This is a genomic window from Photobacterium iliopiscarium (assembly GCF_003026395.1).
In the GTDB taxonomy this organism is placed as follows: Bacteria; Pseudomonadota; Gammaproteobacteria; order Enterobacterales; family Vibrionaceae; genus Photobacterium; species Photobacterium iliopiscarium.
The window spans coordinates 696,108-716,130 of record NZ_PYOO01000001.1 but is presented as its reverse complement, the minus strand read 5'-3'; the positions used below and the strand labels follow the sequence as shown (position 1 = coordinate 716,130).

Genomic DNA, 20,023 nt, shown 5'->3' with positions numbered 1-20,023 from the left:
ACCTTTTTTAAGCATCAAACTACTTACTCAGCAGTTTTATCATATTATCAATAATGACAGTATCTGTATTTTCCATCAACAATATTAATATTTCATCAAAATACGCAATAATGATATCAGTATTATTAGTAATAATACTTTAATTATCCATTAGAATTAGCATTGTAATTACTCAAATAAAAAAATCCCGACCAAGGCCGGGATTATTTATTTAATTATGGAGGAACGTTACATTTTCAGTAAACATTCAACTCATTAACTAAATCAGATAAAACGAATTTTAACCGCTTTAAGTTTATTGCTTGAATCATCTAACGTAAATTCAACCATACTACCAGATGAAGGTTGTGAACGACTGCAAACTTGTGAAGCGTCGAAACGAATATCGCCACCAAGATCGCTAGTAATTAAACCAATTCTTTCAACTGGGTTGAAGCTACGAATAATACCTGTTTGTGAAGTCATAGTTTATATTTCCTTTACGCCCAAATATTGCTTTTTTTATCAGCATATATATTTGAGGCTATCAATTTGAGTTTAAATAGTTTTATACCAAACGGTTAATTAACCTTGGTATAGAGCTTTACTCATTGACCTACTACTTCTTAACTATAAGATCACCCTTCTTATAGCCTTGCACTGCTACTACGTTTGCAACATAAACGGATAACAATGATTAGAAATGACATTGTGGTTTTATTTAAAACACATTAGGTCTGAGTAACAGACGGATCGAACATTAACGTCTATTTTTGATGCTGTAAATATTTTTTTTATTAAATTCGATAATAAATTGTGGATAACCACTTAATAAATATACATCTAATTGTTTTTAAACAAAAAAATAACTATCAAAAAAATACATAAAAACCTGTTATGTGTTCAAAAAACAAACAAAACAACCAATAAAACAGATTACAATTAGATAACTTATTCTATATATTGCACATTGAATGAAATTATCGTTTTTTGTCGAACAATAAATAGTCTGCATTTTTGCAAGGAATAATTACGATATAAAATGACTAGGTTTCTGATATCAGCACATGTAAAGTATACTTATATATACGATAGTTATAAATATACGATAGTTATAAGGAACCTCGATGAAAGGTATTCTATCAATACAGTCACATGTTGTTTACGGTCACGCTGGTAACAGTTCTGCAGTATTTCCTCTTCAACGTATGGGGTTTGAAGTTTGGCCATTACATACCGTACAGTTTTCTAACCATACTCAATACAAACAAGGTTGGACAGGTAAAGCTTTCCCTGCCTCTGATTTGATTGAGCTAGTTAAAGGCATCAACAACATTGATCAGCTAAAAAACTGTGAAGCAGTCCTTACCGGATATCAAGGTAGTGCTGATCAATGTTTAGCCATTATTGATACCGTTAAAACAGTAAAACAACAAAATCCTAATGCTATCTATATTTGTGATCCTGTAATGGGCGATCCTGAAAAAGGATGCATCGTCGCTGATGGTATCTCTGAACACCTGATCAATGATGTAATGCCACTGGCTGATGTAATTGTTCCTAATCAATTTGAATTGAGTCAATTTGTTGGAATGACAATCAATACATTGGAAGATGCCGTTAAAGCTTGTCAGCACGCGCTAACACTTGGCCCTAAAATGGTATTGGTAAAACATCTTCATAGTTTATCGACTGATAAATTTTCGATGATGCTAGCAACAAAAGAGGGCTGCTATCTAGCACAACGTCCACATTTGGCATTTGATAACCAGCCTGTTGGTGTGGGTGATTTAATTTCAGCATTATTTACTGGCGGTTTATTGAAAGGTTGGTCAGCAGAACAAGCCTTTGAGCATGCTCACAATGCTTGTTATGCAGTATTAAAAGAAACCCACCGCCGTGGCGAATGGGAACTGCAAACAATCGCAGCTCAAGATGAAATTGTCGCGCCGACTGAAATTTTTCCAATTACAGAAATTAAATAAATAGCCCAGTCATCAGATTATAAAAAAGCAGCTTATAACGCTGCTTTTTTGTTTTATTCTGTTAAATTACAACACATTACCATAAGCATCAAATGAACGACGTTTTACAAGTGTCAATGTCGTCGCAACAGAAAGCACACCGGATACAAATATCGCGACCATGATCACTAACTGGTATTTAACGGCGACCAGTGGCATTGCTCCGCCTAAAATTTGTCCCGTCATCATACCCGGTAGGCTCACAATACCTAACGTTGCCATTGAAGCTAATTGTGGCGCTAATGCCGCTTTAAAAGCAGTACGAATAAAAGGCTGAGCAGGATTAGGCGCTCCCATCGTTAAATAATATTGATATTCTTGATGATTCTCTTTCAGTAAACTTCCCCAACGAGACAATGCCAACACATTCGCGGTTAAGCTATTACCTAATAACATCCCTGCTATCGGGATCATGTATTGTGCTTGCCACCATGGTGAAACTTGAATAACACCCGCCAAAACCGCAGGTAATGCCACCGATAATGCGATAACTTGCCCACAAATAACGGCGGGGATCACGCGAAATAGATTAACATCAGAACGCTTACAAATGGTGTAACTGGCAAACAATGCCATAACGGTTAACCAAACCACGTTAAGGCTCAGGCTTTGCCAACCAAATAAAGTATGTAAATAAATACCAACCACGGATAACTGTAAAGTCATCCGTAATACAGACATGATCAGTGTGCGGCTCAGCCCTAATTGCCAACGCTGAAAAAGTATTAATGGGATCAGTAATAGTAAGTAAAACCCCGCCATCGCGGACCAATGCAAATCGATAGTATGATTAATGGTTGCTGTCATTGTTCTATTCCTGATGCTATATCCATATTGTAAACCTGATCAGCTGTCGCCAGCCATACCGGATCATGAGAAACGGACACACAGATAATATTCAGTGATTTAATTAATCCAATAATCTTGTTGCGCGCAGCAGGATCTAATGCAGATGTTGGTTCATCCATTAGCCACACCGGACGTTGCATCAATATTGCTCTCGCAATGGCTAATCGTTGCTTTTCACCGCCAGATAATAATGCGACTTCTTTATCAAGTGCGACCATCAACCCAGACTGCACTAATGCCAACTGACAATATTCTTCAGTAGGCTTTATTTGAGACACCAGCATCGCTTTAAGATGCCACGGTAATAACAATACCTCAAAGACAGTATCAGCGCCCATCACCGCTTGTTGCGGTAAATAACAGATTTTCTGACGCCAAAATGGCAGTGCGGTAATATCAATTTGATGCTGTTGATAATTAAAATGCCCATTTTTAGACGGCTTTAGTCCAGCAATAACGTGTAATAAACTACTTTTTCCACAACCAGACGCACCTGACAACGCGAAATGCTGCCCAGGTAAGATATCAACCGTTAATGGATGTAATTGAGGATTTTCAAAACCTGATCGTAACTGAGAAATATGTAATGCATTAGCAGCGATTGAAGGTGAATTTGTCATGGCACTTAACACTAATAACGACTGAAGGTGATAAGTGTATAAAAACTAAAAAATTACTCAAATGATTTACGTTAATAATCGCTATGAATAAGATCAATACAAGACAATATCAACGCCATTAATGAAATAATTACATAGCGCAGAAATATACAGACAAAAAAATACCGACATTATGTCGGTATTTAAAAAACGTTTAACGCGAGTGCGAATTAAGCAGCTTCAACGTTTGCAGCTTGAGGACCTTTCTGGCCTTGTTCTACGTCAAAAGAAACCTTCTGACCTTCAGCTAGCGTTTTGAAGCCTTCGCCAGTGATAGCACGGAAGTGAACAAATACGTCAGCGCCGCCATTGTCTTGAGTGATGAAACCGAAACCTTTCTCTTCATTAAACCACTTAACGATACCAGTTGATTTAGACATGACTGTCTCCAATTTTTAATTAAATAATTCGCAAAATTGCGTAATGTAGCCAGAAAAAGAATTATTTATGTTACAGCTTATGCGTGGAAAGCTTCATGACACTGGTAAAGCGTTACAAAGAAAGTTTTCTAAAACATAACGTTACATATAAATAGGTCTGAATTACAGGCCGATATCTATATTAATGAAATTAATTTGATTGTATAGCATTTTTTTTAATTTTTAACGTTCTACAAACAAAACTTTCATTTATTACTGAGTATGAAAAATATTAATTACAAACAATAAGGTCGTTATTCAGACAAAATAAATATAACCCAATGAAAATATTAATTTTTAATTTTATAACGCAATAATATAACTCATATTATACCGAAAAATAAATATGAATAGATTTCCACTTACCGCTCTTTATTATTAATAACAAAGCATAAAAAAAGCAATATGCCTAAACATATTGCTCATTACGTTATATTAACTGTCTACTATTTGGTTATTATTCGGTCTAATGTCACTACAGAATATGGTAAAGGTACTAATTGATGACGCGTTTGTGAAACATAGTCAATAAAGGCTTGCGCGTCAGTATCACAATCGGTGTTTACTGCTTTACAATTAGGGGCTTTACCTTGATAAATAACTTGATATTTATCACCCTGTTTTTCGATATTTTTAACTTTGTAACCCACTAATTTCCCATTCACATCAATAAGATCGATACGAGTAGAGTGTTTGTTTTGAGCCGTAAATATCGGAGTCCAACCATCATTACCCGTAGCGTTATAATTATTAATCACAACATTGTAGGTTTTATTGTTTTGTAATGGTGTCCATATTGGGTGTTTTTCAGTGCCAGTCATCACATCAACACTGGTTAAATGACCCGCTTTATGTGCTTTAGTTTCATCAAAAGTGTAACGAATATGACCGCCGTATGGGTATTTACCCGCATGTGCGCCTTCAGGTAACGTTGCCGTGATCGTATCTTGCAATAATTGCTTAACCGTTGAACCTTTTAATGACAACACTGATAAATAATTAGAAAACGGTAGCATTTCTAAACGAACATTACCTTCACGGTATTCGCCTTCATTAATATTAGTACGAATACCACCCGCACCAATTAATGCAAAATCAACCTTTTTACCTGTTACTTTTTGAACTTGCGGTAAATTAGCCCAATAATACTGGCTTTCTGCAATTAATGGCGCAACGGCTGAACCATGCTTATCCGCTGCACCACTGTCTCCTGGGCGACGCTCATGTATAATTTCAGTCGGTACTTGAGCGATGATGTTGCCATAGGCTTTTTCTACAGCAGGTTTGTATTTAGTATCGATTTCATGACGAAGCTGGCTATCTTCATTAATAATAACGATGTTCTTTTGCTTAGCAATAAACTGCTCTACTTGTGCCGTTTGTGCCGCAGTAAACTTATCTTGTGGTTTACGATCAGATTTATGATAAAACACATCGTTACTTAGTAGCGTATTATGCCCAGCGCAGTTGGTTACTTCACCTTGACTGTTAAAGCTAACATTTACCTTACCAATAGCTTCTGCATATTTCCCAGCTTGCACAATACAGGTTGACGCTTTGCCATTTGGATTTTTCACCATTTGTGCATAGGGACCAAAATTACTCCAACCGATATTCGTGAAATCGCCTAATAATGTATGAGAGTGACCACCAACAATTAAATCAATGCCGTTCACTTTTTCGGCTAAAGCAATATCCGTTGCATTACCAATATGAGTTAATGCAATAACGTCATTAACCCCTTTTGATTTAAGAAAATCAACCGTTGATTGTGCTGTTTTTACTTCATTAAGGAACTTTACATCCCCCGTATGAGGGGCAATATTTGGCATGTCTTGTAAAGATAAACCAAACACCGCAACTAAATTTTTATGCTTTGGTAAGTTATTAATATCTTTTACAACGGTCTTATGATCACCATCAAAGGCAAAAATTTGATAAGGTAAAATGTTTGTCTGCCCATTGAAATTAGTGTCATGGCTAACATCAACATTTGTTGCAATAATAGGGAAATCTAAACTACTCACAAAACGATTTAATTTTTGATTATTAAGATCAAATTCGTGATTACCTAATGCCATGCCATCTAACCCCATTTGGTCAAGAAGATCAGCATTCATCGCACCTTGGTTTATTTTAAAATAAGCACTGCCTTGGAAAGCATCACCCGCATCTAAAAATAACAAACTCTGGTCATTCTTTTGTGCTTGCGCTTTATATTGTTTAACCATTGCTTGCAGGCGAGGATAACCGCCAAACTCATTAAAAACTTCAACACCGTTCGCAGAAAAACTAGACTTCACCGGATCAAAATGCGAGTGCGTGTCATTAATATGAGCAACAGTCAGTGTAAAAGGTTGATGTTGAACGGCTGGCGTTGTAACACACCCAGAAAGAGCTAAAGTGATAGATAATGCGATAAGTGGCTTACTAAACATACGAAATCCTTACTACGTTGTAATCGTTTGCGCCGCAGCATACTCCAGATTAAATTCCTTTTCAGCATTATATATCACAATAATATTCTCTAAATTTGAATTTTTATTTTGACTGATATAAAACGGCTCCTTCACTAAGAAACCGTTTCTATAGCAAATTTATTGCAACAACTTACCGTTATACTCACCAGTTAGCGTTTTAAGATAAGCCGTAATTTTATCAATCTCATCAGGACTTAACTTCACACCAACTTGGTACAGCCCCATATCATTCACCGCTTGCTCTAATGTTTTCGCACTTGCATCATGAAAATAAGGGGCTGTTAATGCAATATTGCGTAATGTTGGTACTTTAAAGCGATGCATATCGTTGTCATCTTTCGTGACGTTAAAACGGCCACTATCAACGTCAGTAATATTACCTCTATCACCAAAGTAGTCATCTTTAAGACCCATGACTTCAAATGATAAGCCCCCCATCGCCTGACCACTATGGCATGTTTGACACTTATTCTGTTTAAACAGCGCATAACCTTGTTGTTCTTTTGTTGTTAGCGCCGTTTTATCTCCCTTTAGAAATTTATCAAACGGGCTATTTGGTGTAACTAAGGTTTTCTCAAACTCAGCAATCGCATTAGTAATACTGTATTCGCTGATCCCTTTCTGTGGGTAAATGGCATCAAATTGTGCTTTAAGTGCGGAATCTTTATCTAATTTTTTAATAATATTCGTCCATGATCCAGCTCCCATCTCAATTGGATTCATCGGCGGCCCTCCCGCTTGAGCTTGTAAATCACTTGCACGACCATCCCAGAATTGGTGAATATTAAACACCGAGTTAAATACCGTTGGGGCGTTGATTGGCCCTTTTGAACCATTAATTCCCGTTGAGGTTTTTAGGTTATCAACCCCGCCCGTTGTCAGACTATGGCAAGTTGAACACGCAACAGTATTATCACCAGATAAACGGGTATCATGATAAAGCACTTCACCTAATTGTACTTTCGCCTGATCCACTTTAAATGTGGCAGAAATAGGCTGCACAGCATCATTTTGATACTCACTGCTCACGAGAGGATCTGAATAATATTGGTGACGTTCTTGCTTAACCCAGTCTAATAAAGTATTGGTTTCTTGCTTGGATAAATCTGAACGCCAGTGCATTAATAAAAATTGTTTCGGTGGCATTGCATGGTCATTTAACACTGATTCAAGCTTGGCTAATTCAACCTGAGAAACAGGGGTATTATGCTGTACTTGCTCCATAAGCATCGATATATTGAACTGGCGTAAAGCATGATCAATATCGCGCTGCATCAATTGTTTAGCTCCTGGAACATCCGCATAAAATGGCATTTCACTATTTTTTGTATGGCAGTACTGACAACCATTTTGGTTAAAGATATTAAAAGCTTGCTGTGAAAGAGGATCGGCTTTAACCAAATTTGTTTGAGATAAATAGTTTTTATGTCGTGTTTCATCGCCTTGATCAACGGCATATACCGTCGCTAAATAACCTGCGACACCGGCACTGATCGCGCACGCAATATATGATAATTTTTTCATTAAGATTCCCTCTAAATATATTTTAAAAGAAAATAATCGCTTCTAAGGAAGAGTTCAAAACGAAAAAAACGGATGCTTTAATTGAGAAATTCGATTAAATATTATTTCACGCGTAAATTAACAATATATTCTTTTAATATCATGAGGATAATAATTGCTGTTAATAATTAACAAATAAAGCGGCTAAATTTAACTTATGGTTTTATTGTTTTAGATCAATTACTGAAATATTCATTATTTACTGTTTAGTGCCGTTTATTTTTAAATATCACCACAAATAAAGCATCCACTATTTAAATTTTAAATAACAATTTATTAAACAGTAAAATAAAAGAGCAATGACAATAATATCAATGCTCTTTTTTCAAGATAAAGACTTATTTTGTTATTTTAAGATCTGTTTTAGGGATACAACAACATGCTAATATTTTACCTTGCTGCCTTTCTTGCGGTAATAACGCAGGGACATCAGGCTGTTCAACCTGCCCCGAAGTTAAAGTTACTTTACACGCGCCACAAAAACCAGCACGACAGCCATAATTAAGTTCAACACCCGCAGTCTCTGCTTGTTCTAATAACGTTTGCTGATTATTACCATTAAAAATATGGCCATCAATATTAAGCTTTACAGCTTGTTTTGATGTTGATGACCCACCTAAAGGACCAAATGCTTCTTGATGATAACGTGCAGGAGATACGCCCATTTTCAATAATAATTTTTTAGCCGTATCCATAAAGGCATTGGGGCCACACACAAACACTTGGCGCTGATCTAAATCGCTGATCATTGCTAAATGGCTCAAACTTAGTCGCCCTGACTCACCTTGCCAATCTCGTCGTGGCTGGCTAAGCACAATCCGTAAATCAAGCGATGGGTGCATCTTTTCAAGTTGATGTAATTCTTGTAGTGAGGGAATATCCGCTTCAGTGCTGCATTGATGATAAAACACAACATCACGAATATTATCGTTATCAGATAAATACCGCAGCATAGATAGCATCGGCGTAATACCACTTCCCGCAGACAATAATAATAACTTATCAGTATGAATCCCTAAGTGGAAATCACCACCGGGTTTATCAGCAGCAAGTACATCCCCAACCTGAAAATGCTGATGTAACCAATTAGAAATTCGGCCATCATCAATTCGTTTTACTGAAATAGCATAACGCCCAGGGCGAGACGGACTGGAAGATAACGTATAGTAGCGAGTAATAAACTCACCATTAATCTCAAGTTGTAACGGCAAATGCTGCCCTGGTAAATAAGGCGGTAACGGTAATTGCTGATGAGACTCAAACCAAAACGTTGTAAAATCAGCGGCAATGTCTTCTCGTTCAACGCAAGTAAGTAATAACTTAGTTTCAGCATTATCAACATAAACTTGTTTGGGTTGCGTTTCTAAAACTTCAATGACATCCCCTGCGCGAATCATACCTTCATTTAAAGCCACTAAATTTTGTCCAAAAAAGACATCTCCTGCCGCATCAGCGCGAAACGTCGCCATGGTTTTTAATGGCTCTTTTAGCGCATTAAACTCGCCAGTTAGTGGATCTACAGTTGTTAGAATACACCGCGCACAAGGTTTAACAATTTCAAACTCAACCTCACCAATGCGGATCCGTTTCCATTCATCTTCAGCAAAGGCATCAGTATTAGACACCACTAAATTAGTTCTAAACTGCGCCATGGTGTGATGGTCACGACTACGTTCATTTAACGCAGCCAATGAGGCCTCACTGATGACCAATAATGGATAGCCATCGGCAAAACTAACATTATGACCAATTTTTGAGCGTACTCGATTAGATTGTTGACCACAAAAAAGTAACTGCACCGAATGACCAATAATATCGCTAAACCATTGATTCGCGATCACCGTTGTTGTGTAAGCACTAAAATTATCATTCCACACAGTCGCTGGCACATCAACCATTGCAAAATCAGCATACTGTAAAACTAAATCGGTTTTATTTGGGTATTGCAGCACTAATCCGGTCATCGTTAGTGTTGCAGTGATTTTTACCATTTGTGGATATTTACGGGCAGTGATCATCGCACCTTCGTCACTCGCTACCATAAAACGACGATCAAAGGCTAACCCCTGCTTTTCTACCCAAGCGTGAGATTGTGTTAATGCTGCTGTCGATTTTACTGGATAAACATGTATCTGTGATAATGTCGGTACGACTAAGGATTGGCTCACGGGAATCTCCATATATAAAAACAATATTAACAAAACCTAGAGTAATTATTTAATATTCACAGACAAATAGACACCCTTATCATTATTAATGAATAATTATTTTTCGTTATGACAGTAATTTATTACGTATACAATATTACAGCTTATGCTAAATTTATAAAAATTCCGTTTGTATTATTCATACTATCAATATTGTTATTTGGAGACGCTATGCCCCTTTTACGTTCTTTTTGGCGTTATATTACCCACTACTTTCCTAACGTTGGTCTGCGTCATCTGCATACCACGCTTGCTGGATTAATTATTCTTCAAATATTAAACAGTAATTTAGTACATATGACGCATGCTGGTGCCGTAAAAGTAGGCATGTCTAATACTATTTTCTTGTGGTTGCATATTATTCTTGGCTCATTAACCATACTTGCTACCATTGGTATGATTATTTTCATGCTAACTAAACAATCATTTCGACAATTTTTTCCGTATCTTTTCGGTGATAATGCTGTTTTAAAAGATGATATAAAGCAGATAATGAAAGGAAAGTTACCTGAACCTCGTGAAAAAGGCTTAGGTAATATTATTCAAGGTTTAGGTATTGGTGCATTAATCTTAATTGAAACGGCAGCATTAGTTTGGTTAGTGTTATGGTTAAGCCATTCTCCTTATGCCAACGAAGCGCGCGAAATACATAAATCATTAACAGGGCTAATTGAAGCTTATTTAATTGGTCATGGTGGTATGGCGTTACTGCATTTCTTTGTGGAACGTAAACGTTTTAGTTAATGTTTAGAAGAAAGAAATAGATAAGACAATAAAAAACGCAGAGCTTCTAGCTCTGCGTTTTTATTTAAGGCTTACTTGGCTTTTACCGCCCAACCACAGGGTTGAGGATATACCCGTCTAATTATTTTCTTATTCTGCTTTTTAAGCACAATATGACAAGTTTCGATAATTAAACCAAAGGCCATCGCAAAATACACATATCCTTTGTTCAAGTGAATAGCAAACCCTTCTGCCATTAACATACCGCCCAACATCACTAAGAACAGTAGTGCTAACGTTTTCAATCCCGGATAACGCATCACATAATCGTTAATTTTCTCAGCACACAACACCATAATAACTGCTGACGCTAAAATAGCCGCAACCATCAATGGAACTTCGCTGGTTAAACCCACCGCAGTGATCACAGAGTCCATTGAGAAGACCGCATCAACGGCGACAATCTGCAATAACACTAATGCAATACCGGCTCTTACTGTACTTGCTTGTTGCTGATGGGTGTGACTAAAGCACATCCACAATTCTTTTAAGCTTTTCGCTAATAAGAATGCACCACCACCAATCATGATCAGATCACGCCCAGAAAAATCATAACTCAACACATTCACTAATGGTTGTGTTAATGACATTACCCAGCTAATAGAAAACACTAATCCGATGCGGGCAACAACAGCCAACGCAATACCTAGATTACGCGCCATTTTACGCTGATGTAGTGGGAGACGTTCACAAAGTACAGAGATGAATACGATATTGTCGACGCCTAATACCACTTCAAGTGCAAATAGGGTCGCAAAGATCATTAACGCTTCAGGCTGAAGAAATAACTCTAGCATTGAACAAACTCCATAGAAAAGGAGTTAGGAATTAAAGAACAACTCGAGGGGTCGTCCATATGTGTTTTGATACCTCAATAAAGAATGAGGCTGTATTTGAGCAGTAAATACGGAAAATGAACACACATCAAATGTAACTAAATGTAATGGATTTATTGGTTCACGTTAAAATGTTGGCTTAGCAACATATATCCTTATTTATCATAAGGGAAGATGCATTTTAAAACGTAGTTATAATCATGTATGAATTTAAAAACAATCAAATACAGACAAAAAAATTACAATTATTAGATAACAATATTGGTATTACTGGCCACAACATTAACAAACTTAAGTTATTCGTCCATTTAGATTGAAGTTCATTAGAAGAGCTTATTTGACGATGCTTCAGAAATTGATATTTAAAAGCATTATTTAATTCATATCCAGATATTGTACTTTCATAACCAGCAATAGAAAATACAGGATAATACAATGTATTTAGATCTGGGTGGTGTACAAATACACGAGTTAGTTCCCAAGCTACATCACAAGGAACGGATCGTTTACTAATTACATATTTTTCATTAATGTCAGCGCCTTTATATACTAATGTTTCATAGCTATATCCAGTATAACTTTCTTCGTATTGTATTGCCTCCCAACCACAACTCGCAATAAATTCATTACCAATCCAAGGGTATATGATTTTATTATTTTCGTGTTTCCAAGCTAATGGCATTATAATAATAGCAGCAATAATAATCGAAACTATTTTCGTTTTTATTAAAACACCCTTCAACGCATAAATAAAAATAATGACAAAAGGTAAAGAAAGAAAAAAACTGCTAAATCCTTGATTTACGGCTCCTGCTGCAATAAAAATCACGCTAATAGCTAGAATTAAAAACCGTTTTATCTTTCTCATAATCTAAATACCCATTGCTTTTAGATAGGCATCAACTGCGCGACATATAGACACTATGCCCTCTTCACCCAACGTAGATAACAATATCAATGCTTCTTGATAAGAAGAAGCGAATAGTAACATATCAAATAATGGCATCAGGGTAAACGCATGAGTTATGAGCTAATTTAAAGAGCTAATTTAGACAGCCAAATATTTCAGTTCTTAAATAGCGCTCCAAAAAATAAACTATTCCACCAACAACAAACTCTTTTACTATAAAAATTGCAGCTTATTATTTAAATTCTTTGTTTAATCAATCCTATTCCCATATTTCAGGATCAACAAAACCCACAATCCTGACAGTTATTGCGGTATTTTTATCTCATACTAAGAATCTATATCTAATTAGGATGTAACTGATTACTCGCTGATTTCCCTTTGCACCAATGCCCACCAGCATGTTGTTTGAAAGCACACATTCGGGACCATTTGCCACTTACATTGGCATAATGTTCCATAAATTGTTCACTATGCTCAAGCCAAGCATCAGGCGTTATTCCCAATTGTTGCAAAATCTTTGGTTGGCTAGATGCAATAAAACCTTTTTTATCATTTCGAATACAGCGACCAGTCCAATCAATAAGTTCGAGATAATCGGAAAAAGCAAAGTGTATCCCTGCTATTTTTTCCTGATGTTCAGCACCAACAAAGGGTAATAATTGAAAATGACCTTTATTTGATGGTGATTGTTTAGCGGAGGTTTTCGGTTGCTGATATTCACGAATGCGCTGCTGAATTGAAGTAAAATCAGACTGTTCGAGTGATGGTGTAACACCAGCCCTAATAGGATTTAAATCAACATACATCATGCACGATAATAATGCTTGTTCATCTAGCAAAGCTTGAGATTTAAACCGTCCTTCCCAAAACGCCCCCTTGCATTGATCTTCTTTATTGGCTTTGCGGGCAATTTCTTCATTAAGACAGCGCATAAACCAGCTAATACTGCCTAATCGTTGTTGCCATTCAACCACTAAATTTGATAATGCTTGTTGTTTATCTGCGCCTATTTGCCCTTCTTTTAAGAAATCAACCGCAATAGGATGGCCATTAAATAACTGTAACCAACGCGATATCACCGCTTCTTGAGTTAACTTTTGTTGTTGCTCAGTATCTATTTTTAGCACCAAGTGATAATGGTTACTCATCACCGCATAAGCACAAACATCAATACAAAACACAGCTGCTAATTGTTTGATTTTATTTACTATCCAACCTCGACGGTGATGATAGTTTTTGCCGTTATACGGATCGTCACCACACAAATATGCACGCCGTACACAGCGATTAATTACATGATAAAAAGGCGTGATTTGAGGCTCGATCAATTTCCGTCTTGAGATTGTCATTCGTTTCACCATAAGCAACTTGAAGCTTAAGTGTAGTTACTCATGATTGATGTGCAAGGATATGGCTGTCCTTTATTTTCTCATGATTGATGTGCAAGGATATGGCTGTCCTTTATTTTTTTAAATACGGAAAATGAACACACATCAAATGTAACTAAATGTAATGGATTTATTGGTTCTAGCTAAAATAATACCTCTATCTATTCAACACGTTGGGTCGGTGTGACGAGGTATTATTTAGAAAAAAACTTATGGGTGTCCTATTTTTTCCTCTTTTATTTCTCGTTTTCATTAACCAATTTTGAGACATAAGGCACGTTTCTTAATTTGTTTTGCCACGGTAAACCATAACCTACAAGCAAATCATCATTTTTCATTTCATACGCAAAATATTGAGGCACAGCAATATCAACCCGACTTGGCTTAACAAACAGTGTCGCGATAGATAATGAATTAACGTGATAATTATCTGAAATATGCTGGATTAAGCGTTTCATTGTACCACCCGACTCAATAGCATCATCAATCACAATCACGTCTCGATGTTCAATATTAATATTATGATGATAAACAATCTTCGAATTATTATTACTATCACCGGGTGTATGTGGACATGAAATATAATCCATACAAATATCAAACGTTAATTCACGAACTAAATCTGCTGTAAACAATATACCACCGGGAACCACACTAATAATGACCGCATCTTGAAAACGTTCATTCAGCTTTTTAGCAACAATACTTACACCCTCTTTGATTTGCTGCTGGCTTAAAACCAATTCACCAATATAATTATTTTTCATCAAACATCCTTAATTTTTATTAACTGAGTGACACCATCTTTATTTGTTATAGCGTTCTAATCGCCATTGGATGATCGGCACTTAATTCCAATAAGTCCCAAAGATTACCGTATAGATCTTCGAAAACGGCTACTGTCCCATAATCTTGAACTTGTGGTTCACGAACAAATTTAATGCCGTCAGAAACCATACGATTATAGTCTCGCCAAAAATCATCCGTACTTAAAAATAAGAAGACTCGCCCACCAGATTGATTACCAATAAAATTATCTTGCTCTGGTTTTGATGCGCGTGCCAACAATAACGTCATTCCCTTTGAACCAGGAGGCGAAATAACCACCCACCGTTTATCTTGCTCAGCTTGATAAGTATCTTCAACCAATTCAAACTTCAACTTATTCACATAGAAATCAATGGCTTCATCATAATCTTTCACAACTAAAGCAACATGGATGATTGACTGTTTCATTAATATTATCCTGTTATTTTCTTACATCTAAATGCTAACAATATTATACGAAATACTGCATCTTCTTTTTTGTCACCAAAAACAAAATAATACCACCCATTAAACCAGACAGTGAGCCAATTAGCCCAACACCAATATACAGGTTGATTAAAAGACCGAAGATGACAACAATATAAAAACCATATATTGCTCGCTTTTTCCACATCCATATTCCAATCGCTAAAAATACATTAAGCAGGCACACACTACCTAGTAAATAAACTAACCCTAACGATATATTTGGAAATGCAGTTATGACCATGTCTGGATTTAAAAAATAATTAAATACAGACAAGGCATTTGCGACCACCATTAAAATCAAGAATGCTGTTAACCAAACGCCACGCTTTCTTTCTTCAATCACTGCTACCATCTGAACTATTTCCTTCAAATTTAATTAAACTCATAATAGTTTATTATATTAATAATATATCCATATTTGATCTTTGAACTCAGCCCGTATTGTCCTCGAAATAATACAAAAATATTATAAATCTGATACATTTTTACTTATAGAATACGATAACAATCACAAAATTGGGATTGGTTATTATTCGTCATCTCGGAAGCGAAGCATGAGCTATCCGTGATCTATTCATCACGTGATCGAGCTTAAAAGACATCAATGAAATAGTAATTCTACAACACGCTGATGGTAGATTCCCTATCGCCCTAGCGGACATTCACTGTAAGGAATGACGGATATTTTTCGCCCCAGATAAAAGCGTAAAATAATAAGGATAATGGCATTAACACGTAATAATTAAAGAGGTTCTAATTATAAATCAATAACGTAAATTGATTGGTTCACGCCAAGGATAACGCTCGACTTCTTATCAGCATCACCCTTAATGATATTCGCAATATTTACTTCTAAAGCGGGTCGGACTTGTTCAATACTTGAATAGGTGTCAGCTGCGTGACACATATCCTTTATCTGTTATATTTAATCTTCGACTGTGCAGTTAAAACAAGAGTCCTCTATCAGATACCCACCGCAGTCATCACATGGAACCATGTCTGTTTTAACTGATTCCATACAATCGGCACATCTATGCCAAAGACACATACCAGCTCCCAGCTTTTCATCATAAATTACCGAAGGAGCCGAACACTCAGGACAGTCATAAAACTCTGACATATCGATATTAGTACGTTCAAAACCACAAGTCGTACAATAACAAGCAATTGGAAATGACTCGCCATCGTAGATTACGAAGAGTGAATAGTTCTCGCAGTGACAACAACCACCTTTTGTAAATTCATCTCGCTTGTTAACGTTTAAGAATGATTCTTCTACATCTGTTGCTTGTTCATCAAAGTTTATTCTATTGATCCCTTCGACAAATGTATCCAATGCAGCTTTCTCGCCCGCTATTTTCATCGCTGGTTTTATAACCATTAGATAGAGCTTAAGTAATGATGCTTTCAAGTCATTTGGGGTAGTTTCAAACGCAAAGTGCTGAATTTTATTGCGCTCTTTAGCTAAATCTTGAATAACTTTCAGATTCGCTCTTTGAAATTGTTCCGGATAATGATTTTTAAGTTCTTGGCAAATGCCATTAATATCGATGGATTTGCAGTCGAATAACTCCTCTATGGTTGGCTGAAGTGGTGATTTACAATTACGAAACAATGAATTTTTATCAAAAATAATTATTGGATCTATCTGTACTAAGATTTCTTTAAGAATTAACTCTGCACCTTGAAAAAGTGAAAGAAGTGCCTTTTTATAGTGGCTTGGGCTTTGTTTCCGCTCTGCATAGTCAAGGTAATCCATACCAGACTTGATGGAATCTAAGGAATTTTCTATCAATGTAAACTTAATCATTATTTACTCTTTGCTTACTTTTTAAATATAACAACTTATTATATTAACAACTTGCCCGAATTTGTTCTTTGAACATGCGCCCGTATTTCTCTCTGCATAATATAAAAAACATTATAAATCAGATACATTTTTACTTATAAATATCGATAATCATCACAAAATCGAGCATTTGCCATTTAGTTTGTGGTTTTTCTGCTAATAATCATCACGATGCAAAAGATCTGTATCAAACAGCAATATAGAACGTCAATATCAATGAAATAGTCACTCTACAACGCGCTAATAGTAGATTCCCTATCGCTCTCGCGGGCATTCACTATAGGGAATGACGGTGGATGGTTCGCATTCATTGTAGGCAAGAAATATCGGGGGAAGTTTGGTCGTCATAGTAGAAAAATGACGGGAAAGTTAAGCAATGACGGAATAGCAGCCATAAAAAAAGAGGCGCTGATAATCAGCGCCTCTTCATTAAATATTATCTAGTAGTGACACTACCGAGTTGTAACCTTATTTTTTAAGGTCAAAACGGTCAGCGTTCATTACTTTAACCCATGCATTGATAAAGTCATTAGTGAACTTCTCTTCTGCATCAGCACAAGCATATACTTCAGCGATTGCACGTAGTTGAGAGTTAGAACCAAATACTAAGTCAACACGTGTTGCCATCCACTTCTGATTGCCAGTCTTACGATCAGTACCTGCGAAGATATCTTGGTCAACAGAAGTTGGTTTCCATACTGTTGCCATATCAAGTAAGTTTACAAAGAAATCATTGGTTAATGTTTCTTTACGGTCGGTGAATACACCAAACTCACTGTGCTCATAGTTAGTATCAAGAACACGCATACCACCAATTAACACTGTCATTTCAGGCGCTGTTAAGGTTAGTAACTGTGCGCGGTCAAGAAGCAATTCTTCCATTGCAACTGTGTATTTTGCTTTTTCAAAGTTACGGAAGCCATCAGCGATAGGCTCAAGAACAGAGAAAGAATCTACATCAGTTTGTGCTTGAGTTGCATCAGCACGACCAGCAGCAAACGGTACAGATACATCACGGCCCGCTTTTTTAGCTGCCATTTCAATACCAACACCACCAGCAAGAACAATTAAGTCTGCAATAGACACTTCTTTAGCGAAGTTTGCTTTAATGCTTTCAAGTACAGTTAATACTTTATCTAGTTGAGCTGGCTCATTAGCTACCCAATCTTTTTGAGGGGCTAAACGAACACGTGCACCATTAGCACCACCACGCATATCAGAACCACGGAATGTTGATGCTGATGCCCATGCTGTTGATACAAGCTCACGAACTGATAAGCCAGAATCTGCGATTGCTACTTTTAATGCTGCAATATCAGCATCGTTAACAACATCATATTCAACAGCAGGGATCAGATCTTGCCAGATGAATTCTTGTGTTGGAATTTCAGAACCCAAGTAACGAGCACGAGGTCCCATATCACGGTGAGTCAATTTGAACCAAGCGCGAGCAAATACTGCTGCAAATTCTTCTGGGTTCTCGTAGAAACGACGTGAGATTTTCGCATAAACAGGATCAACAAGTAATGAGATATCTGTTGTTAGCATTGTGCCTTGATGCATACCTTCACCAAATGCATCTGGGTATTCATCACGACCGTCTTTAGCGATCCATTGGTGCGCGCCAGCTGGGCTCTTCTCTAGTTTCCACTCATGGCTAAATAAGCTGTGGAAGAAACCATTGCTCCATTGTGTTGGCGTTGTAGTCCAAGTTACTTCTAAGCCACTTGAAATAGTATCAGCAGCATTACCACAACCGTAGCTTGATGCCCAACCGAAACCTTGTTCTTCAATAGCAGCCGCTTCTGGTTCAGCACCAACTTGAGCTGCATCACCAGCACCGTGAGTCTTACCAAATGTATGACCACCAGCGATTAACGCTACAGTTTCTTCATCATCCATTGCCATACGAGCAAATGTTTGACGAATATCATCAGCTGCAAGTAGTGGATCTGGGTTACCGTCTGGACCTTCTGGGTTTACATAGATTAGACCCATTTGAACAGCAGCTAATGGATTTTCTAGCTCACGTACTGCGTCATCTTTTTCGTAACGAGTATCATCAGCTAACCATGTTTTTTCTTTACCCCAATAAACGTCTAGCTCAGGTTCCCAGATATCAACACGACCACCAGCGAAACCGATAGTTTCAAAGCCCATTGATTCTAGAGCAACGTTACCAGTCAGGATAATTAAGTCAGCCCAAGAGATTTTATTGCCGTATTTTTGTTTGATAGGCCAAACTAAACGACGTGCTTTATCAAGGTTAACGTTATCAGGCCAGCTGTTTAGAGGCGCAAAACGTTGGTTACCAGTACTTGCACCACCGCGACCATCAGAAGTACGGTAAGTACCTGCGCTGTGCCAAGCCATACGAACAAAGAAAGGACCATAATGACCAAAGTCAGCAGGCCACCAATCTTGTGAATCAGTCATTAGATCACGAAGATCTTGTTTAACTGCTTCTAGGTTTAATGTTTTAAATGCTGCTGCATAATCGAAATCTTCACCCATTGGGTTTGATTTAACATTATGTTGGTGAAGTAAACCTAATTTTAGTTGGTTTGGCCACCACTCGCTAGGAGAAGTACCATTACCAGGGTTAATTGATGGATTAACCGTTTGTGTCTGATTGAATGGACATTTTGACATTATTATTATCCTAATTGTTCGTATGATTATTGATAATCATTAAATATCATATTGTGTATAAACATAGCCTAATCAAAAAACATAGTAACGTTGTTTTTGTGGGTAAATATAAAATCTAATAACTTAATT

The 20,023-nt window shown here is 36.9% G+C and carries 17 protein-coding genes; 2 read left to right on the top strand and 15 right to left on the bottom strand.

Annotation, left to right across the window (positions count from 1 at the left end; all coding sequences use genetic code 11):
• Nucleotides 1-264: 264 nt before the first annotated feature.
• The gene (locus C9J51_RS03020) at nt 265-465 is read right to left on the bottom strand and encodes a hypothetical protein (protein WP_045040088.1); all 201 of its coding nucleotides are present in this window, start codon (nt 463-465) and stop codon (nt 265-267) included.
• 641 nt (nt 466-1,106) lie between these two features.
• On the opposite strand from C9J51_RS03020, the gene pdxY reads away from it, so the two are divergent.
• Complete coding sequence (pdxY, locus tag C9J51_RS03015) at nt 1,107-1,964, top strand: pyridoxal kinase PdxY (protein ID WP_045035465.1); 858 nt, start codon at nt 1,107-1,109, stop codon at nt 1,962-1,964.
• Nucleotides 1,965-2,030: 66 nt separating this feature from the next.
• On the opposite strand, the gene C9J51_RS03010 is transcribed toward pdxY, so the two are convergent.
• The 6 genes from C9J51_RS03010 to C9J51_RS02985 all read right to left on the bottom strand — a co-directional run bounded on the left by C9J51_RS03010 (nt 2,031) and on the right by C9J51_RS02985 (nt 10,153).
• Nucleotides 2,031-2,810, bottom strand: a complete 780-nt coding sequence (locus C9J51_RS03010; RefSeq protein ID WP_107249917.1) for an ABC transporter permease — start codon at nt 2,808-2,810, stop codon at nt 2,031-2,033.
• Complete coding sequence (locus C9J51_RS03005) at nt 2,807-3,472, bottom strand: ABC transporter ATP-binding protein (RefSeq protein WP_045040087.1); 666 nt, start codon at nt 3,470-3,472, stop codon at nt 2,807-2,809. The genes C9J51_RS03010 and C9J51_RS03005 overlap by 4 nt, the downstream gene beginning before the upstream one ends.
• Nucleotides 3,473-3,681: 209 nt before the next feature.
• On the bottom strand, nt 3,682-3,891 hold the full coding sequence (gene cspE / locus C9J51_RS03000; protein ID WP_036792221.1) for a transcription antiterminator/RNA stability regulator CspE: 210 nt from the start codon (nt 3,889-3,891) through the stop codon (nt 3,682-3,684).
• A gap of 485 nt (nt 3,892-4,376) precedes the next feature.
• On the bottom strand, nt 4,377-6,368 hold the full coding sequence (locus tag C9J51_RS02995) for a bifunctional metallophosphatase/5'-nucleotidase (RefSeq protein WP_045035463.1): 1,992 nt from the start codon (nt 6,366-6,368) through the stop codon (nt 4,377-4,379).
• A 159-nt stretch (nt 6,369-6,527) separates the two neighbouring features.
• Entirely contained in the window at nt 6,528-7,934 is a 1,407-nt protein-coding gene (locus tag C9J51_RS02990) for a cytochrome-c peroxidase (protein WP_045040086.1), read from the bottom strand.
• A gap of 377 nt (nt 7,935-8,311) precedes the next feature.
• Nucleotides 8,312-10,153, bottom strand: a complete 1,842-nt coding sequence (locus C9J51_RS02985; RefSeq protein WP_107274856.1) for a hybrid-cluster NAD(P)-dependent oxidoreductase — start codon at nt 10,151-10,153, stop codon at nt 8,312-8,314.
• 198 nt (nt 10,154-10,351) lie between these two features.
• Between C9J51_RS02985 and C9J51_RS02980 the strand changes: the two genes are divergently transcribed.
• On the top strand, nt 10,352-10,924 hold the full coding sequence (locus C9J51_RS02980) for a cytochrome b/b6 domain-containing protein (protein ID WP_107274855.1): 573 nt from the start codon (nt 10,352-10,354) through the stop codon (nt 10,922-10,924).
• 71 nt (nt 10,925-10,995) lie between these two features.
• On the opposite strand, the gene C9J51_RS02975 is transcribed toward C9J51_RS02980, so the two are convergent.
• The 8 genes from C9J51_RS02975 to katG all read right to left on the bottom strand — a co-directional run bounded on the left by C9J51_RS02975 (nt 10,996) and on the right by katG (nt 19,894).
• The gene (locus C9J51_RS02975) at nt 10,996-11,760 is read right to left on the bottom strand and encodes a TerC family protein (protein ID WP_045040085.1); all 765 of its coding nucleotides are present in this window, start codon (nt 11,758-11,760) and stop codon (nt 10,996-10,998) included.
• 259 nt (nt 11,761-12,019) lie between these two features.
• Entirely contained in the window at nt 12,020-12,667 is a 648-nt protein-coding gene (locus tag C9J51_RS02970; protein ID WP_107274854.1) for a hypothetical protein, read from the bottom strand.
• Between the two features lie 383 nt (nt 12,668-13,050).
• The gene (locus tag C9J51_RS02965) at nt 13,051-14,058 is read right to left on the bottom strand and encodes a transposase (RefSeq protein WP_107274853.1); all 1,008 of its coding nucleotides are present in this window, start codon (nt 14,056-14,058) and stop codon (nt 13,051-13,053) included.
• A gap of 275 nt (nt 14,059-14,333) precedes the next feature.
• On the bottom strand, nt 14,334-14,864 hold the full coding sequence (locus C9J51_RS02960) for a phosphoribosyltransferase (protein ID WP_045040084.1): 531 nt from the start codon (nt 14,862-14,864) through the stop codon (nt 14,334-14,336).
• A gap of 46 nt (nt 14,865-14,910) precedes the next feature.
• Entirely contained in the window at nt 14,911-15,333 is a 423-nt protein-coding gene (locus tag C9J51_RS02955; RefSeq protein WP_045040083.1) for a VOC family protein, read from the bottom strand.
• A gap of 43 nt (nt 15,334-15,376) precedes the next feature.
• Nucleotides 15,377-15,745 carry a hypothetical protein gene (locus C9J51_RS02950; protein ID WP_045040082.1) on the bottom strand — a complete coding sequence of 123 codons (369 nt, stop codon included), beginning with the start codon at nt 15,743-15,745 and terminating at the stop codon, nt 15,377-15,379.
• A gap of 573 nt (nt 15,746-16,318) precedes the next feature.
• The gene (locus C9J51_RS02945; protein ID WP_045040081.1) at nt 16,319-17,203 is read right to left on the bottom strand and encodes a hypothetical protein; all 885 of its coding nucleotides are present in this window, start codon (nt 17,201-17,203) and stop codon (nt 16,319-16,321) included.
• A 507-nt stretch (nt 17,204-17,710) separates the two neighbouring features.
• A complete protein-coding gene (gene katG, locus C9J51_RS02940; protein ID WP_045040080.1) occupies nt 17,711-19,894 on the bottom strand; it encodes a catalase/peroxidase HPI in 2,184 nt (727 codons plus the stop codon).
• Between the last annotated feature and the right edge of the window lie 129 nt (nt 19,895-20,023).

Excerpts from the sequence above, each read along its gene's own strand:
- C9J51_RS03020 (WP_045040088.1), bottom strand. The coding sequence starts at position 465 with ATGACTTCACAAACAGGTATTATTCGTAGCTTCAACCCAGTTGAAAGA.
- pdxY (WP_045035465.1), top strand. The coding sequence starts at position 1,107 with ATGAAAGGTATTCTATCAATACAGTCACATGTTGTTTACGGTCACGCT.
- C9J51_RS03010 (WP_107249917.1), bottom strand. The coding sequence starts at position 2,810 with ATGACAGCAACCATTAATCATACTATCGATTTGCATTGGTCCGCGATG.
- C9J51_RS03005 (WP_045040087.1), bottom strand. The coding sequence starts at position 3,472 with ATGACAAATTCACCTTCAATCGCTGCTAATGCATTACATATTTCTCAG.
- cspE (WP_036792221.1), bottom strand. The coding sequence starts at position 3,891 with ATGTCTAAATCAACTGGTATCGTTAAGTGGTTTAATGAAGAGAAAGGT.
- C9J51_RS02995 (WP_045035463.1), bottom strand. The coding sequence starts at position 6,368 with ATGTTTAGTAAGCCACTTATCGCATTATCTATCACTTTAGCTCTTTCT.
- C9J51_RS02990 (WP_045040086.1), bottom strand. The coding sequence starts at position 7,934 with ATGAAAAAATTATCATATATTGCGTGCGCGATCAGTGCCGGTGTCGCA.
- C9J51_RS02985 (WP_107274856.1), bottom strand. The coding sequence starts at position 10,153 with ATGGAGATTCCCGTGAGCCAATCCTTAGTCGTACCGACATTATCACAG.
- C9J51_RS02980 (WP_107274855.1), top strand. The coding sequence starts at position 10,352 with ATGCCCCTTTTACGTTCTTTTTGGCGTTATATTACCCACTACTTTCCT.
- C9J51_RS02975 (WP_045040085.1), bottom strand. The coding sequence starts at position 11,760 with ATGCTAGAGTTATTTCTTCAGCCTGAAGCGTTAATGATCTTTGCGACC.
- C9J51_RS02970 (WP_107274854.1), bottom strand. The coding sequence starts at position 12,667 with ATGAGAAAGATAAAACGGTTTTTAATTCTAGCTATTAGCGTGATTTTT.
- C9J51_RS02965 (WP_107274853.1), bottom strand. The coding sequence starts at position 14,058 with ATGACAATCTCAAGACGGAAATTGATCGAGCCTCAAATCACGCCTTTT.
- C9J51_RS02960 (WP_045040084.1), bottom strand. The coding sequence starts at position 14,864 with ATGAAAAATAATTATATTGGTGAATTGGTTTTAAGCCAGCAGCAAATC.
- C9J51_RS02955 (WP_045040083.1), bottom strand. The coding sequence starts at position 15,333 with ATGAAACAGTCAATCATCCATGTTGCTTTAGTTGTGAAAGATTATGAT.
- C9J51_RS02950 (WP_045040082.1), bottom strand. The coding sequence starts at position 15,745 with ATGGTAGCAGTGATTGAAGAAAGAAAGCGTGGCGTTTGGTTAACAGCA.
- C9J51_RS02945 (WP_045040081.1), bottom strand. The coding sequence starts at position 17,203 with ATGATTAAGTTTACATTGATAGAAAATTCCTTAGATTCCATCAAGTCT.
- katG (WP_045040080.1), bottom strand. The coding sequence starts at position 19,894 with ATGTCAAAATGTCCATTCAATCAGACACAAACGGTTAATCCATCAATT.